Consider the following 17,316-nt stretch of genomic DNA (forward strand, 5'->3'; position numbering starts at 1 on the left):
GATCCCGAAGGCCTTGCGGCCGCGCGAAGGTCCAGTCCCGAGCGAACGGCGCCCGGGTCGGGCACGATTGAACCATGGGCGGCCAAGTTCCGCCATCGGAGGCGAGCGGCCATACGCCTTCCCTCCGGACACATGATCGACGACGACCCTCCGGCAGCTTGATGTGCACGGAGTTCCATGTGAGCGTGAGCGTCGTTTCAATGCTCCGGGCGATGTGGCCGTAGAAGCCGGCTTTATATCCCAAGCAAGCGAGATCTAGGATACATGATACAAGCGATCTCGACAATGAAAGATAAGGCAGGCTGCGCCTGTATTATGTAAATATCGTTCCAATCGATGCCGGGATCCGCCGCTAGCCGATCACCGTTTCGGACCCCTTGCTTCTGGGCTCGGCGCGCGTGCATCCAGGTTCGGGCGGAAACGCATGAACAGAGAGACTTCGATGAGATGCTGGAGCTTCGTCCTATGTGTTTCGGTTGCCTTGTGCCTGCAATCGGCAGTCCGGGCGGACGAGTATCGCCTGCACATCGGTGACACCCTCGATTTCTCGGTGGCCGGCGTATCGCTCCAGCGAACCGCGACCGTCGACACGGATGGCCGCGTGTCGCTTCCGCTCGTCGGCCCATTGGACGCGAAGGGAAAGACCCTGACGGAAATCCTCACCTACCTTCGGCGCGAACTGCCCAAGAAGTCGCTGAACCTGAGGACTCCCGAGGGACGAGACCAGATCACGATCATCGATCCCCAGGAGATCTCTCTCTCGATCGCCGACTATGTCCCGGTCTACGTCAACGGCGATGTGAGCCGTCCGGGCGAACAGAAGTTCCGGCCCGGCATGACCGTTCGTCAATCGGTCTCGCTCGCAGGGGGCTACGACGTCGTGAGATTCCGCGTCGAAAATCCTATGTTGGCGAATGTCGACTTGGAGGACGAGCTCAGGACGAAGTGGATGGATCTCGAGCACGCCTATGCGCGTCGGGACTTCCTGCAGAAACTCCTCGATCGTTCCAAGGAACCCGCTCAACCCTTCGCCCTGAGATCTCCCCTGGCCAAAGGCCTGCGTGACCAGGCCGCGAAGGCCGAAACAGACCAGTTGCGAGCGAGCCTCGATGCCTTCAACGCGGAGCGCGTCGCCTTCGAGCGCAAGATCACGCTCCTCAACGATGGTCTCGACGCGCTCGAAAAGCAGAAAAAGAACGAGGACGAGAACGCGAAGCTCGACAACTCGGAAGCCGCCCGGATCAACGATCTCTTCGCGAAGGGGACTTTGCCTGCGAACCGAGTGGCCGATGCGCGCCGCCTGGCTTTGTTGTCGGCGACCCGCTTACTCCAGGTCAACTCCCAGTACGAGGCGGACCGGAGGGTGCGCAGCGACGCGCAGCAGGCACTTCAGAAGCTCATCAGCGATCGATCCGAGCAGGTCCTGAAGGATCTCAAGGAAACCATCGACCTGATTTCGAAGACGCAGTCCCGCATCGATGCCTTGACCGAGAAGCTCGTCTATACGAGCGCCCTCCGGTCGCAACTGCTCGGGTCCGGGGTAAACTCCCCGCAGATCTCCGTCGTCCGACAGGTCTCGGGCTCCGCCAAATCGCTTTCCGCGGATGCGGACACACCCCTCGAACCCGGTGACGTGGTGGAAGTGAAGATGACCCTGACCGCCAACGGGAGTCCGATGGCCAACTAGGCCGGATCGCGGATCGGCGGTGCGATGGTCCGCATCGCGATCCGACCATGCCGATGGGGCGAGGTCGGCGGCTTTCGGTGAGGGCCCCGCATCCCGTTCCATGGCGCACCTCAGGTGCAGGCGGGTCCCCGGAAGGTCCCGCAGGACGAACGCGTCGCCGGACTCGACCGAGTTTGGCCCGCGTCCCCGCAGGGCGGGCAACGCCGGACCGCGCGAGACCATGGCCCCGGCACCGACACGGTGCGCAGACGAGGCCGAATTCGATTCATTCGCCCGCGATGCGGGGTGCGTCGTGCGGATCTCTCAACGGAGCGGGATCTCGGTTTTGGGGAAAAGGCCAGTCGCGCCATTCCGGAAAGGTCATGCAGCCGCCTTCCAGGATGTCGCATCGGTCCGCCGGTCGATCGTCGGGAATGGACGGAGGATCGCGATCGCGATGTCAGCCCCTTCGCGTTCGACGTTAAAATTCCTAGTACATTGATATATTATAATCCTATCAATTAGTCTGCAATGATACAAGGCTGTCACGCGAAAGCGATGACGGTCGGGATTCGCGTTCTCGCGCGCCTGACCTGTCGGGCCTAACATCATCGCCGGCACCATCGCGGCTCCAAGCTGGGCCGGAAGCGATACGACTCCTGCCGAGCGGAGCAGGTTCTTCGATAACGCGTGTCGATGACCGCCGGCGCGGCCGCCGGACATCCGCTCATGACGGAACCGGCAAGACCGGCATGGGGAGTGGGATGACCAAGACCTTGCGCGAGCAGTTGATCGGAGCCTGGACGCTGGAGTCCTATGTCGAGAAGCCCGCCGACGGCTCGGCGCCGTCCTATCCGATGGGCGAGAATCCGCAGGGGCTGATCCTGTACACGCCGGACGGATACATGTCGGCCCAGTTGATGCGGCCGGGCCGGCCGGACTTCGCATCGGGCGATTGGTTCGTGGGTACGCCGGAGGAGTTCGCCGCGGAGGCGACAGGCTACATCGCCTATTCCGGACCGTTCGGGACGGAGGCGAATACCGGGCAGCTCACCCACACAATGGCCGTGTCGCTGTTCCCGAACTGGCTTGGGCAGACCCAGCCGCGCCTCGTCTCCATCGAAGGAGATGTTCTTCGCTTGAGCACTGCAGCACCTATCCGGTCCGGCGGCCGAGAGGTGACCTACCACCTGATCTGGCGCCGCGCCGCCGCCAAATCCTGAATCCTTCCGCCTGGCGACGCTCGCTGTGGGTGGTCGTCCGGAACGATTTGTCGGATCGTCCCAGCGGAGTACTCTTCTTTCCAGGGAGATACGCCGATGACCACCTCAACGACGGCCGACACGGCCGCGCCATCGATCTATGACCGGGATCTCGACCGGAATCCGGCGAACTACCAGCCGCTGACGCCCCTGAGCTACCTCGACCGGGCGGCGCGGGTGTTTCCCGACCATGGCGCCGTCATCCACGGCCCCCTGCGGCGCAGCTACGCCGAGCTGTACGCGCGCTGCCGCCGCCTCGGCGCCGCACTCGCGGCGCGGGGCATCGGGCGCGGCGACACCGTCGCGGTCATCCTCGCCAACACACCCGAGATGATCGAGGTCCATTACGGAGTGCCGATGACCGGCGCCGTCCTCAACACCTTGAACACCCGCCTCGACGCCGCCGGACTCGCCTTCTGCCTCGACCACGGCGAGGCCAAGGTGCTGATCACCGACCGTGAGTTCTCGAAGATCGTCGCTCCGGCCCTCGCCCGGGCGCGGGTGAAGCCCCTGGTGATCGACGTCGACGACCCCGAATTCACCGGCTCCGGCGAGTCGCTGGGCAGTCTCGGCTACGAAGCCCTGCTGGCAGAGGGGGACCCGGCCTGGGATTGGGCAATGCCCGGCGACGAGTGGGACGCGATCTCCCTGAACTACACGTCGGGCACCACCGGCGATCCGAAGGGGGTGGTGTACCACCATCGCGGTGCCGCCCTGCTCTGCCTCGGCAACGTCATCACGGGCGCCCTCGGACAGCACCCGATCTATCTCTGGACCCTGCCGATGTTCCACTGCAACGGCTGGTGCTTCCCTTGGACCCTGTCGGTGGTGGCCGGCACGCATGTGTGCCTGCGCCAGGTCCGCGCCGGCGCGCTCTACCAAGCCCTCGCCGAGCACGGCGTCACCCATCTCTGCGGCGCGCCGATCGTGATGCAGTTGCTCCTCAACGCATCGGACGCCGAGCGACGCCCCCTGCCCCGGCGCGTCGCCTTCCTAACGGCGGCAGCCCCCCCGCCCCAGGCGGTCCTCGGTGCCATGGGCGCCGCGGGCTTCGACGTCACCCACCTCTACGGCCTCACCGAAACCTATGGCCCAGCCGTGGTGAATGCCTGGCACCGGGACTGGGATGCCCTCGCCGACGAGGAGCGGGCCGCCAAGATGGCGCGCCAGGGTGTGCGCTACCCAGTTCTGGAAGGCTTCGACATCCGCGATCCGGAAACCTGCGAATCCGTGCCGGCCGACGGCGAGACGATGGGCGAGGCGATGTTCCGCGGCAACGTGGTGATGCGCGGCTACCTGAAGAATCCGAAGGCGACGCAGGCGGCCTTCGCGGGCGGCTGGTTCCGCTCCGGCGACCTCGGGGTCAAGCATCCCGACGGCTACATCCAGCTGAAAGATCGCTCGAAGGACATCATCATCTCGGGCGGCGAGAACATCTCCTCCATCGAGGTCGAGGACGCCCTGTTCCGCCACCCCGCCGTCTCCGCCGCCGCGGTCGTCGCCCGTCCCGACGAGAAATGGGGCGAGACCCCGATGGCCTTCGTCGAACTCAAAGCCGACGCCGCGGTGGAGGCCGACGCCCTTATCGCCTGGTGCCGCGAACGCTTGGCCGGCTACAAGCTCCCGCGCCACATCGTGTTCGGGGAACTGCCGAAGACTTCGACGGGGAAGGTGCAGAAGTATCTACTCAGGGAGCGGGCGAAGGAGGAATGAGCGGACGGAAGGCGTCTCCGTGGCGCATCGCTAAGGCACTCCGAACCGGCGATCGACCAGGGCCGCTTCGTTCGCGGTGAGGTTGTAGAGCGTCCCGAGCGTCCGATCGAGACCGGACCGGACCTCCTTGAAGCGCTGAATTGCCTCCGCCCGGACCTTCACGCTCGGAGTGGTGTTGAGACGGTCGCGAAGCTGCATCAGGTGACCGACCTGCGCGACGATCGCGGCATGGGTTCGCGCCTCGCTGGCATCCCCAAGATCGAGCAATCGGATCGGCAGGGCGGCGAGTTCGTTCGTCCCGACATTGTTGTTCGAACTGGTCAGCTGAAAGCGCCACTGCAGTAGCCGGCTGTTCAGACAGGCGAGGATGTATTCCAGCGACAGGCGACAGGTCGGTGCGACCACCACCGAGTTGGTCGAATCGGCGAAGTACCAGCCCGGCTCTGAGAGGGTCGCGACGATCCGGTGCCGCTCGTCGACGCCGGTGATCCTCTGCGTGGCGATGCGCCGGACGTCGACCGCGTCCGGCGTGACGCGGCTGCGCTCGTACCGGGCACGATCGAACCACTCGACCCGGCCCTGGCTCAAGGTGCGGTGAATCCCATAGGCGGAGACCTCGACGCCCTTCAGGAGCCTGCTGTGTCCGGGATTGTCCGTAATGTAGTCGCGGTAGGTCGTCTGATTGATCTCGCCGCGAGTGATCCGAATGCCATCGAGCCGCGCGACCGAGTTCGACTGGTGGAGCTTCTTCGCGAGCTCCCATGAGTCCTGATCGGTGATCGGGATCGGTAGTCCGAGCGGATCGATGGCGGCCAACTCGGAGCGCCGCATCGCGACGTTCTGGGATGGATCGTCGAAGGATGCCCGGGGATAGAGGTGAAGCCCGATGCGTGCATTGTGCCTGCGCCGCGACGACGGGCGCTTGCGGCCGCCCACGACCACGGTCGACAGCTTGGCATCGTAGAAAACGCGATGCTGGCGGATATCCTTCTGCGGAAAGGCGCGCGCGTTCAGGTCCTCGAGTTGATCCAGGACGGAGAGGCGGGTCTTCTTGCAGCTGAAATCCGCCAGAAGCGCCAGGGGCACGATCATGCCCAGGTAACCGTTCGGCCTGACGCGCTGCAGGCTTTGGATCAGGAAGAACCGGAACAGGTTCAGCTTGCCGCCCTTAGCGGCATCCAGCCGGTCCGTCTTCGCGAGATAGGCGCGAAAAACATCGTGCGGCCAGGACGCTGCCCCGCGTTCCTTCTCGATGACGTCGTAGGGCGGGTTGCCGATGACGGCGTCGAACCAGCCCCGCGCGTGCACCTCCGGGAACGCCGTCTCCCAGGAGAACGGCTTCGCCTCAACGGTCCGAAGGCCTGCCGGCAGAAGTGCGTAGGCATCCGTTCCGATGAGGCTGTTCCCGACGTGAATGTTGCCAGACAGATCCGGGAGGAACGTCTCGTTCGGGAAGAGCACCCGCTGCCGGCCCAACGTGGATTGCGTCTCGCCCTCAAGGATCTTGAGATAGATCGACATTTCCGAGACTTCGACCGCCTGACGATCAATGTCGACGCCGAAGATGCACTCCCTCGCGATGCGCTTCTTGAGTTCGCTCGTGAGCTTTAGGTCGCCGTGTGGGTCGATATAGACGAACTTTCTGTCACGCTTGTCAGCGTTGAGATGGTAATAATGAATGTGCGCCTGGAACAGCTTCTCCAGCGCCCGGATCAGGAAGGTTCCGGATCCGCACGCCGGGTCGAGGACCCGGATCCGACGCATCTGTTCCGGCGTCCTGCCTTCGAGGAGCGGCGTCAGGGCAGCGTCGACGATGTGTGCGACGATGTGTTCGGGCGTGTAGAAGACGCCGCCCTGCCTGCGGATCTCGGGCTTCGGGGTGACGTTCCCCTTGTCGTCGATGATCGAGCCGAGAAAGCGCTCGTACACCGATCCGAGGATCTCGATCGGCAGGGTGCTGAAGAGATAGGGAGACTCGTCTCCGGCTAGGAGCCCGTCCGAGTAACGAGTTTATGGGATGGTTTGAGCGTCGAGGGCTGGTCAGAGGGGTGTGTCGGCTTTGAGCTCATCGCCCTGCTTTGGCCAGCTTGAGAAGGTTGTGGGCGGTGCAGACCATCGCCCATTCGCCCCGGACCTGATCGAGGCCCCGGAGTAAGAACTGGCGGAAGCCTCGGGCCTGCTTGATCTGCCCGAACACCGGCTCGACGACCTGCTTCCTGAGGCGGTAGCGGCTGCGGCGGCCAGCCCGTTTCAGGCGCGCGGCCATCGCGTGCATCAGGGGCGTCTTCGTCAGCGTCCGACGACCGGCCGCATTCGCTTGGCCATGGCGGACCCGACCGGGAGCAAGATAAGCGGCAATCCGGCGCTGCTTCAGGGCGGTCATGTTCGCCTCGTTGGCAAAACCGGAATCCCCCGAGACCTCGTACGGCTTGCGCCCGAGATGAGCGCGGGCGTCGTCGATGAGGGGCACGAGGGCGCGAGCGTCGGAGGCGTTCGTCACAAGGCGATGCGCCACGATGATCTGATGCGCGGCATCAACGGCGATCTGACCGTTGTAGCCCTGCACGAACCCGTCGCGGGTCGGCAGGATGCGGCTGTCTGGGTCGGTGAAGTTGCGCTGCGCCCGGTCGGGTGGACCGCCGTCCTCCCCGCGCAGGGGCCGCCCCTGCCAGCGCATGCCCGAGGATGCACCCGGCCCGCTCTCGTCCTCGGGGTCGGGCGGATCGATCGCTTCCACTTCCAGGGCGGCTTTAGCGGCGCGGATCGTCTCCAGGCGTCGCTGCTTGTCGGCCATCCAGTCCGGCGTCTCGTCCCCGCGCCGGTCCGGGCCCTGGGCCTCATCCTCGGCCGCATCGGCCTCACGCGCCCGCTCCAACCACGCGTCGACCTCGGCAGCCAGCGCGGGCTCGGCCGTCTTCATGCGTCCGTAGCTCATCGCCTTATGACGGGAGGCGTTGGCCTTCACCTTGGTGCCGTCCACTGCCACATGCGCGAACTGCACCAGACCGGCGGCCCGACACAGGCGCAGAACCTGCACGAACAGGTCGGACAAGGCCACGAGGTGGCGCTTGCGGAAGTCGGCGATGGTGCGGAAGTCCGGGCGGTTCAGGCCCGTCACCGCCATGACGTCGACCCGCTCCTCGCAGGCCCTGGCGAGTTGACGCAACGAGTACAGGCCCCGGCTGTAGCCGTAGAGAAGGAGCGCCACCATCATACCCGGATGGTAGGGCGGGTAGCCGCGCTCCTCACTATAGGTGCCGAGGATGGCCGATAGGTCGAGCGCTTCCCGCACTGTGTCGCGTACGAAGTGTGCCATGTGCCCGGGCGGCACGAACTCGTACAGCGAGGGCGGCAAAAGCCAACCCTGATCAACATCCCACGCGCGAAACACCTTGGCCATGAGCCAAGTGAATCACCCTCCCGCCTCGCCGTCGAGAGAATTACTCGGACGGGCTCCTAGGTGTTCGATGAAGTCGGCGAGCCACCGGTCGTCGACGAAGCAAGCCTCGACGAAGTGCGATGGCGCCCCAGTCCGCCCGTAGAGCCCGCCATTGAAGGCGGCTCGCATGTTCGTTTGGTTGCCGACGATGCGGGTCCAGAGATCGCCCTTCCGGCGTCCGTGCCGTTCCCAGAGAAGCAGGGCCTGCCGCAGCGGCTGGAAGGTGTCGATGTCGCGGTCCTCGCAGACCCGCTGGAAGATGAGGCGGTCGAGGATGACTTGGACGGCTTCGTTGATGGAGTCGACGTCCCAGCGCAAAGCAGCGTTGTTCTTTATCAGCGACTTGGCGAGCCGAGCGCGCTCGCCTTCGAGGTACTGCAAAAAATCGGTGTCGACGGCCCTGTTACGGTCCGGCTTAATCAGCCAGAGTTGCCGCTCGGTTCGGGAGGTGACCTTGGGAAGGTCCTGGATGAACGCTTCGAGGGACCCGGCGGCGACTGCCTGGCGGGAGAGTAGGTCCCAGATCTTCGGAGCCGCAGCCAGATAGTCCTGATAGCAGAGGCGCCAGCCCGGGACGACGCTGAACGGTTTCTCGCGGCTCGGCTTTCCTCCGACGACGAACAGATTCAATTCGTCGAAGTTCGTCGTCAGACCGATCCAGAGACGTAGGTTGTAGACGTAGTTCTGAACCTGGAACCGATGGTTCTCCAGCTTCTCGGGAAACTTCTTCGCTTCACAGACGAATCTGTCGAACCCGCCGACTCGAAAAACATAGTCGGCCTTTCCATTGATAATCCCGTCATAGGCTCTGTACTCGACCCGCACGTCCCGCATGAAGGGCGGGTCGTCCTTCGTATTTCGTACATCCCAGCCCAGAGCCTCGAAGAACGGATCGAGGTATTCGTTCCGCAAGGAATACTCATCGAGTCCCCTGCGGTACTCCGGACGATACTTCTCGAAGCGCTGGCATAACCGGCGCAGGACATCGAAGAAATGATCGAAGTCGGGTCCGCGCTGCAGGTCCATTCGCTTCGTTTCCGTTGACGCCCTGTCTCGATGGTCCGGTAGCGCTATGGATGCCGACCGGATGACGGTCCGAAGGGACGAAGCAGAGCCGTGTTTCTCAGGCCTCGTCGCTCGATGGACTACGCAGCACGACGCGGCGCCGGCACCGACCGGATTCTCGGACAATCCAAAGGGGCTGGCATGACGAAATTCGTAACCCGGCGATTGACGGCCGATGGCGCGCCGTCGCCCGAACCCGCGGTGCCGGGTCGGCGACGGTTCCTTCCGATACAGGCCCAATCTGGATCGCGCGCTTCGGGCGACCGCGGATCCATGCCACTGCATCTGGCAGACGACCCGTGCCGATGCGGTTCCAGGCCTGTGAAGCTTGGGGATCCGGGACCAATGATCACGAACACGGTGCGCATGATCCAACCTAACGTTTGTTTTATCTAAATTCTAGGTTTATTTCTCCTGGTGCCCGATGCATCGCTTCGCCCCTGCGAAACCGCCCCTCTCACCGGCAGCACCAGAACGAAAAAGGCCGGGCACTGGGCCCGGCCTTTCGTCACGTTAGATTTGAAGAGCCTTGCTTACGCGGCACCGCCCGAGCGCTCGAAGCGCTTGCGCTCGTTGGGGTCGAGGTAGGTCTTGCGCAGACGGATGGACTTCGGCGTGACCTCCATCAGCTCGTCGTCCTGAATCCAGGCGAGCGAACGCTCCAGGGTCATGCGGATCGGCGGGGTGAGGCGCACGGCCTCGTCCTTCGAGGTGGTGCGGATGTTGGTGAGCTTCTTGCCCTTGAGCACGTTCACCTCAAGATCGTTCTCACGGTTGTGCTCGCCGATGATCATGCCCTGGTAGACCTTGGCGCCGGGCTCGATCATCATCGGGCCGCGGTCCTCGAGGTTCCACATGGCGTAGGCGACGGCCTCGCCCTTGTCGTTCGAGATCAGCACACCGTTGCGTCGGCCGGGCATCTCGCCCTTGTAGGGCTCGTAGGCCTTGAACAGGCGGTTCATGATCGCGGTGCCGCGGGTGTCGGTCATGAGCTCACCCTGGTAGCCGATGAGGCCGCGGGTGGGCGCATGGAAGACGAGGCGCAGGCGGGAGCCGCCCGATGGCTTCATCTCGATCATCTCGGCCTTGCGCTCGGACATCTTCTGCACGACGACGCCGGAATACTCCTCGTCGACGTCGACCACGACCTCCTCGACCGGCTCGAGAACGTTGTCGTTCTCGTCCTTGGAGAGCACCACGCGGGGACGCGAGACGGCGATCTCGAAGCCCTCGCGGCGCATGGTCTCGATCAGAATGGCGAGCTGGAGTTCGCCGCGGCCCGAGACGAAGAACGAATCCTTGTCGGCCGCCTCCTCGATCTTAAGCGTGACGTTGCCCTCGGCCTCCTTGAACAGGCGGTCGCGGATCATGCGGCTCGTGACCTTGTCGCCCTCGGTGCCGGCCAGCGGCGAATCGTTGACGATGAAGGACATGGTGACGGTGGGCGGATCGATCGGCTGGGCCTGGATCGGCGTGTCGACCTGCGGGTCGCAGAACGTGTCGGCCACGGTGCCCTTCACGAGGCCCGCGATGGAGACGATGTCGCCGGCCTCGCCGATGTCGATGGGCGCGCGCTCGAGGCCGCGGAAGGCCAGGATCTTCGAGACGCGGCCGGTCTCCACGAGCTTGCCGGTGCGGTCCATGACCTTGATGGCCTGGTTCGGCTTCACGGTTCCCGACGCGATGCGGCCGGTGATGATGCGGCCGAGGAACGGGTTGGCCTCGAGAAGGGTGCCGAGCATCCGGAACGGGCCGTCCTCGACCCTGGCCTGGGGCACGTGTGCGAGCACGAGGTCGAACAGCGGCGCGAGACCATCCTCCTGCGAGCCGTCCGGCGAGGTCGCCATCCAGCCGGCGCGGCCCGAGCCGTAGAGGATCGGGAAGTCGAGCTGGTCGTCGGTGGCGTCGAGCGCCGCGAAGAGGTCGAACACCTCGTTCACCACCTCGGTGATGCGGGCGTCCGGACGGTCGACCTTGTTGATGGCCACGATCGGCTTGAGGCCGATCTTGAGGGCCTTGCCGACCACGAACTTGGTCTGGGGCATCGGGCCTTCGGCGGCATCCACGAGCACGATCACGCCGTCCACCATCGAGAGGATGCGCTCCACCTCGCCGCCGAAATCGGCGTGGCCGGGGGTGTCGACGACGTTGACGCGGGTGTCCTTCCAGACGACCGACGTCGCCTTGGCCAGGATGGTGATGCCGCGCTCCTTCTCGAGATCGTTCGAGTCCATGGCGCGCTCTTCGACGCGCTGGTTCTCGCGGAACGATCCGGATTGCGACAGCAGCTTGTCGACGAGCGTCGTCTTGCCGTGGTCGACGTGGGCGATGATGGCGATGTTGCGAAGCTTCATAGGGTATCCGGAAGCGAGAAGAGCCCGTCACGCGACGGGCCGCAGGAATGCGGCCGGCAGCGCCGGGTCACGGGATCGAGCTATCGCGTCGCAATATAAGGTGTGGGGCTCCGGGGCAAGGGGCGAGCGCCGTAAGGCCGGACATGCCCCACCCTCGTCAGGTGCGGGCGACCTCCGGGAGCGGGGTGCGCGCCCGGTAGCGGCCGAGTGCCGTGACGCAGACGAACGAGATCGCCGCGAGCGTGGTGCCGAAGACGGCGATGGGCCACCAATGCCCCTGGAAGCGCTCGGCCAGGACGGTGCCGATGATCGGGGTGAGCCCGCCCGCCACCGCGCCACAGACCTGATAGGCCACCGAGATCGCGGTGTAGCGCACCCGCGTCGGGAAGGCGCCGGCCACGTAGCCGGCGATGACCGCGTAGAAAGTGGCGCTGCCCACCACGTTGAGGGCGAGACCCAGCATCAGGGCGGGCACCGAACCGAGGTCCACGAGGAGGAACAGCGGATAGGGCGCCAGCATCGCCCAGATCAGGGTGCCCTGAAGGAACAGCCGCTCGTTGCGGATGGCTTCGGCGATGCGCGCGCCCACCGGCGTCATCACCAGCTGGACGCAGGCCGCCACCAGCAGCGCGTCGAGGATCGTCGCCCGGGGCAGGCCGAGATATTGCGTGGTGTAGGTGATCATGAAGGTGTTGAAGAGGTAGACCGAGCCGATCGCGAAGGTGTTGGCCCCCGCGGCCAGCGCCAGCGGCGTCAGGCTGGTGGCCAGGACCTCTCGGATGGGAGCCGGCTCCGCCCTCCGGCTCCCCGCCTTTCGATCATCCTGGAAGTCCGGTGATTCACCGACGCCGAGGCGGATGAACAGGCCGACCAAGAGCAGCACGATGCTGACGAGGAAGGGTAGCCGCCAGCCCCAGGCGAGAAAGCTCTCCTTGTCCATCAGCCCCGCGAGGCGGAAGGCCAGCAGCGACAGGATCTGCCCCGCCGGGCTGCCGAGTTGCGCGAAGGAGGCGAAGAAGGTCGAGCGCCCCTTCGGCGCGTGTTCGGCGGCCAGCAGCACCGCCCCGCCCCATTCGCCGCCCACCGCGATGCCCTGGAGGATGCGCAGGCAGACCAGCGCGATCGGCGCCCATATCCCGATGCTGGCATAGGTCGGCAGCAAGCCGATGCCGGTGGTGGCCAGCCCCATCATCACCAGGGTGACGACGAGCGCCTTCTTGCGGCCGAGCCGGTCGCCGACATGGCCGAACACCAGCCCGCCGAGGGGTCGGGCGAGGAAGCCCACCGCGAAGGTGCCGAAGGCGGCCAGCGTCGCCACGAAGGGCGTCGCCTCGGCAAAGAACAGCGGTCCGAACACCAGGGCGGCGGCGGTGCCGTAGATGAAGAAGTCGTACCACTCGATGGTGGTGCCGACGAAGGCGGCGATGGCGGCCCGCGCGGGCTGGCGCGGCGCAGGGTCTGTCATCGGGGTCGGACGCATGCGCGTTTCTCTCGGGGCATCAAGGCCGTGGCACCCAGCAAGGGACGGACCGATCGACCGGACGGCATCGAAGCGGCCTCCACCTTGCCGGTTCGCGCGCCCGGATGCGAGAGTTCGCGGCCGGTTTCCGGAGCGGCAGCGGGCGGCGACGAAGGACGACGATGGAACTCAAGTGGATCGAGGACTTCATCAGCCTCGCCGAGACCCGCAGCTTCTCGCGCTCGGCAGAGGCACGCTTCGTCACCCAATCGGCCTTCAGCCGGCGCATCCGCTCCCTGGAAGTCTGGCTCGGCACCGTGCTCCTCGACCGCAGCACCTACCCGATCACCCTCACGGCGGATGGCCGCCAGTTCCTCGAGACCGCCGAGGAGGTCCTCCGCCTCCTCACCCTCAGCCGCACCGACTTCCGCAACCGCAGCGAGCGCTCCAGCCTGCCGGTGGTGACGATCGCGGCGCTCCACTCCCTCTGCCTGTCCGTCCTGCCCCGCTGGCTGAACGGCATCCGCGAGGCGGTGGGGCCGATGGCGAGCCGGGTCCTACCCGACAACTTCAACATCTGCGTCCAGGCCCTGGTGGAAGGCGGCTATGACCTGCTGCTGACCTATCACCATCCAGGTATCCCGATGCCGCTCGATCCGGAGCGCTATCCCCACCGGGTCATCGGGCGCGACAGCCTCGTGGCGGTGGCCGCCCCGAACGGCTTGCCCCCCGACCGGGCGGGCCGGCTGCCGCTGCTGCAATATTCGCGCGGCTCCTTCCTCGGTCTCCTGGCCGCCATCGCCCAGTCCAGGGAGGGCGCACCGGTCACCTACCCCATCCATACGAACGAGAATTCCATGGCCGAGGCCCTGCGCTCCATGGCGCTGGCCGGCCACGGCGTGGCCTGGCTCCCCGTCAGTCTGGTGGCGGGCGAGATCGCCTCCGGTGCCCTTGAGGTCGTCAGCTCCGAGATGCTGATGGAGATCCGGCTCTACCGCAGCGCCGAGCGCGCCCGGCCCTTCCTCGACGCAGTCTGGGCCGCTGCCGCCCTTGATGAACCGAACTATGCACTGCAGGAATAAACTCGGTCGAAACTAGCATTGGCGTCTGCCAAGGCACGGGACTACTGCCCTCATCAGCGGCGCTCAGAGCCGCAGCCGCCCCGCCTACGAACCTCGGGCGCGACACCATCCCGACCCTCCACGAAGACCCCAGGCGAGGCCGCCCGCGCGGCTGCGCCGACGCGTCCGCGTGGCCGTTTCCCGCCGGGCACACCGTGCCCGATCGCATCCGCACGCCGATCGCCCCCGGACACCAGGAGAGAACCGTGACCGACCATCCGACCCGCACCGAGCACGACCTCCTGGGCGACCGGGAGGTGCCGCAGGGGGCCTATTACGGCGTCCACACCCTCCGGGCGGTCGAGAACTTCGCGATCACCGGCCGGACCCTGGCCGACTGCCCCGACCTCATCAACGCGCTCGCGGCGATCAAGCAGGCGGCGGCGCTGGCCAACCGCGAGCTCGGCCTCCTCGACGCGGCCCGCACGGACGCCATCGTGGCGGCCTGCGAGGAGATCCGCGCCGGCGCCCTGCACGACCAGTTCGTGGTGGACCTGATCCAGGGCGGGGCGGGCACCTCCACCAACATGAATGCCAACGAGGTCATCGCCAACCGGGCGCTGGAGATCCTCGGCCACGGACGCGGCGCCTACGAACACCTGCACCCGAACGAGCACGTCAACATGGGCCAGAGCACCAACGACGTGTATCCGACCGCCCTGAAGATCGCCGCCACCGGCGCAATCCGTCGGCTGATCGAGGCGATGGCGGCCTTACGCGGCAGCTTCGCCGCCAAGGCGACCGAGTTTGCCGACATCCTGAAGATGGGCCGCACCCAACTGCAGGACGCGGTGCCGATGACGCTGGGCCAGGAATTCGGCACCTACGCGCTGATGCTGCGCGAGGACGAGGCACGGCTGGGGGAGGCGGCCTTGCTGATCCGCGAGATCAACATGGGCGCCACCGCCATCGGCACCGGCATCACCGCGCATCCGCTCTACGCCGCGCTCGTCTGCGCACGTCTCTCCGAGATCACTGGCATCCCCCTGCAGACCGCCGAGGATCTCGTCGAGGCGACCCAGGATTGCGGCGCCTTCGTGCAGCTTTCGGGCGTGCTCAAGCGGGTGGCCGTCAAGATGTCGAAGACCTGCAACGACCTGCGGCTCCTCTCCAGCGGCCCGCGGGCCGGCTTCAACGAGATCAACCTGCCGGCGCGCCAGGCGGGCTCTTCGATCATGCCCGGCAAGGTCAATCCGGTGATCCCCGAGGTGGTCAACCAGGTCGCCTTCGAGGTCATCGGCAACGACGTGACCATCACCTTCGCGGCCGAGGCCGGCCAGCTCCAGCTCAACGCCTTCGAACCGGTCATCGGCTACAGTCTGTTCAACAGCCTCACGCACCTGCGCGCGGCCTGCATCACCCTCGACGTCCACTGCATCCAGGGCATCACCGCCAACCGCGAGCGCCTGCGTGCCAGCGTCGAGCAATCGATCGGCATCGTCACCGCCCTCAACCCCTATATCGGCTACCGGAACGCCACCGAAGTGGCCCTGGAGGCCCATGCCACCGGGCGCGGGGTGTACGAACTCGTCCTCGAGAAGGGCCTGATGGCCCAGGCGCAGCTCGACGCCGTGCTCCAGCCGGACCGCCTGACGCGGCCGCAGGCCTTCGCAGGGGCCTGAGGCAGGCGCCTTCGGTCACAGTTCGGACCTCCCCTCCCCCCTCGCGGGGAGGGGCAGGAGGTGGGGATGGTCAGCCATCTTCCTCACAGTCGGGGCCGCCCGACCGCCCTCGCCTCCAACCGCTCCCTCCACACGCTCGACGGATGTCGGACAGGTCCGAGATCCGCTGTGAGGAGAGCCGTGCACCGCCAAGCTCGACACTTCGGGTCACGCCATGACCTGCGACGAGGTCTCGAACCCAAGCGCCTCGCTGACGCGCACCGATCAATACTCGGGAGGAACACCATGACCCACGGCGACACCAAGGCGGACGGCAAGAAACCCGGCCGTCTGACCCTCTACACGGGGATCGGCCTCGTCCTCGGCATCCTTGTCGGGGCGATCCTGCACGGAATGGCGGCGGGGCCGGCGGAAGCCAAGGAGATCGCCGGATACCTCACCCTCTGCACCGACATCTTCCTGCGCCTGATCAAGATGATCATCGCGCCCCTGGTCTTCGCCACCATCGTGTCGGGCATTGCGAGTTTCGGCGACACCCGCTCCGTCGGGCGGGTCGCCGCCATGGCCATGGGCTGGTTCCTGACCGCCTCCGTGGTGTCGCTGACCCTCGGGTTTCTCGTGGCCAACCTGTTCCAGCCCGGCGCCGGGCTCGACCTGCCGCTGCCGGATACCGGCGCGCAGACCGGGCTGAAGGGCGCCTCGCTCAATCTGCGCGACTTCCTCACCCACGTTTTCCCGACCAGCATCGTCTCGGCCATGGCCACCAACGAGGTGCTGCAGATCCTGGTGTTCTCGATCTTCTTCGGCTCCGGCCTCAGCGTGATCGACCGGCGCTACGCCGATCCGATGGTGCACATGATCGACGGCCTCGCCCGCGTGATGTTCGCCGTCACGGACGCGGTGATGCGGCTGGCACCGCTGGCGGTCTTCGCCGCGATCGCGGCGGTGATCACGGTCCAGGGCCTCGGCGTCCTCATCGACTACGGCAAGTTCATCGGCGCGTTCTACCTCGGCCTGGCGGTCCTCTGGGTGATCCTGATCGGCGCCGGCTGGCTCGTCCTCGGCAACCGGGTGGTGCGCCTCCTGGATCTCCTGCGTGCGCCGATGATCCTCGCCTTCTCCACCGCCTCGAGCGAGGCCGCCTTCCCCCGCACCGTCGAGGTGCTGGAAAAGTTCGGCGTGCGTCCCCGCGTCACCGGCTTCGTGCTGCCGCTCGGCTACTCGTTCAATCTCGACGGCTCGATGATGTACCAGGCGATGGCGGCGCTCTTCATCGCCCAGGCCTTCGGCATCCATCTCGGCGTCGCCGAGCAGTTCACCATGCTCCTCGTCATGATGGTGACGAGCAAGGGCATCGCCGGCGTGCCGCGCGCCTCCCTCGTTGTGGTGGCCGCGACCGTGCCGATGTTCGGGCTGCCGGCCGCCGGCATCCTGCTGATCATGGGCGTCGACCAGATCCTCGACATGGGCCGCACCGTCACCAACGTTCTCGGCAACGGCCTCGCCACGGCGGCCGTCGCCCAGTGGCAGGGTGAAATGGATGCCGAGGGGAAAACGGGAACCGACGCGCCCGCGCAGGCGGGGGCGGTGCTCGCCCCGGCCCGGGCCTGAGGCG

Annotated in this window: 11 protein-coding genes; 6 read left to right on the forward strand and 5 right to left on the reverse strand. The window is 66.1% G+C overall.

The window, feature by feature from the left end:
• The first annotated feature begins 424 nt into the window (after positions 1-424).
• The 3 genes from ACLBWX_RS11915 to ACLBWX_RS11925 all read left to right on the forward strand — a co-directional run bounded on the left by ACLBWX_RS11915 (position 425) and on the right by ACLBWX_RS11925 (position 4,641).
• The gene (locus ACLBWX_RS11915) at positions 425-1,687 is read left to right on the forward strand and encodes a polysaccharide biosynthesis/export family protein (protein ID WP_447677276.1); all 1,263 of its coding nucleotides are present in this window, start codon (positions 425-427) and stop codon (positions 1,685-1,687) included.
• Between the two features lie 743 nt (positions 1,688-2,430).
• Complete coding sequence (locus ACLBWX_RS11920; RefSeq protein WP_447677277.1) at positions 2,431-2,889, forward strand: lipocalin-like domain-containing protein; 459 nt, start codon at positions 2,431-2,433, stop codon at positions 2,887-2,889.
• 96 nt (positions 2,890-2,985) lie between these two features.
• Positions 2,986-4,641, forward strand: coding sequence for an acyl-CoA synthetase (locus ACLBWX_RS11925; protein WP_447677278.1), 1,656 nt, complete (start codon positions 2,986-2,988; stop codon positions 4,639-4,641).
• A gap of 30 nt (positions 4,642-4,671) precedes the next feature.
• Here the strand turns inward: ACLBWX_RS11925 and ACLBWX_RS11930 are convergent, their stop codons facing one another.
• The 5 genes from ACLBWX_RS11930 to ACLBWX_RS11950 form a co-directional block, all read right to left on the reverse strand.
• Positions 4,672-6,594 (reverse strand): Eco57I restriction-modification methylase domain-containing protein, encoded by a 1,923-nt coding sequence (locus ACLBWX_RS11930; RefSeq protein WP_447677411.1) that lies wholly within the window; start codon positions 6,592-6,594, stop codon positions 4,672-4,674.
• A gap of 112 nt (positions 6,595-6,706) precedes the next feature.
• Complete coding sequence (locus ACLBWX_RS11935) at positions 6,707-8,041, reverse strand: IS1182 family transposase (protein WP_447677279.1); 1,335 nt, start codon at positions 8,039-8,041, stop codon at positions 6,707-6,709.
• Positions 8,042-8,053: 12 nt separating this feature from the next.
• Entirely contained in the window at positions 8,054-9,106 is a 1,053-nt protein-coding gene (locus tag ACLBWX_RS11940; protein WP_447677280.1) for a hypothetical protein, read from the reverse strand.
• Positions 9,107-9,678: 572 nt separating this feature from the next.
• Positions 9,679-11,499 carry a translational GTPase TypA gene (gene typA / locus ACLBWX_RS11945; protein ID WP_447677281.1) on the reverse strand — a complete coding sequence of 607 codons (1,821 nt, stop codon included), beginning with the start codon at positions 11,497-11,499 and terminating at the stop codon, positions 9,679-9,681.
• Between the two features lie 157 nt (positions 11,500-11,656).
• Positions 11,657-12,964, reverse strand: coding sequence for an MFS transporter (locus tag ACLBWX_RS11950; RefSeq protein ID WP_447677282.1), 1,308 nt, complete (start codon positions 12,962-12,964; stop codon positions 11,657-11,659).
• Positions 12,965-13,140: 176 nt separating this feature from the next.
• Here ACLBWX_RS11950 and ACLBWX_RS11955 point away from each other — a divergent pair, with 176 nt between their 5' ends.
• The 3 genes from ACLBWX_RS11955 to ACLBWX_RS11965 all read left to right on the forward strand — a co-directional run bounded on the left by ACLBWX_RS11955 (position 13,141) and on the right by ACLBWX_RS11965 (position 17,312).
• Positions 13,141-14,040, forward strand: coding sequence for a LysR family transcriptional regulator (locus ACLBWX_RS11955; protein ID WP_447677283.1), 900 nt, complete (start codon positions 13,141-13,143; stop codon positions 14,038-14,040).
• 245 nt (positions 14,041-14,285) lie between these two features.
• The gene (aspA, locus tag ACLBWX_RS11960) at positions 14,286-15,701 is read left to right on the forward strand and encodes an aspartate ammonia-lyase (protein WP_447677284.1); all 1,416 of its coding nucleotides are present in this window, start codon (positions 14,286-14,288) and stop codon (positions 15,699-15,701) included.
• A gap of 285 nt (positions 15,702-15,986) precedes the next feature.
• Positions 15,987-17,312, forward strand: coding sequence for a dicarboxylate/amino acid:cation symporter (locus ACLBWX_RS11965; RefSeq protein ID WP_447677285.1), 1,326 nt, complete (start codon positions 15,987-15,989; stop codon positions 17,310-17,312).
• The last annotated feature ends 4 nt before the right edge of the window (positions 17,313-17,316 follow it).

It is taken from the genome of Methylobacterium sp. M6A4_1b (assembly GCF_053345175.1).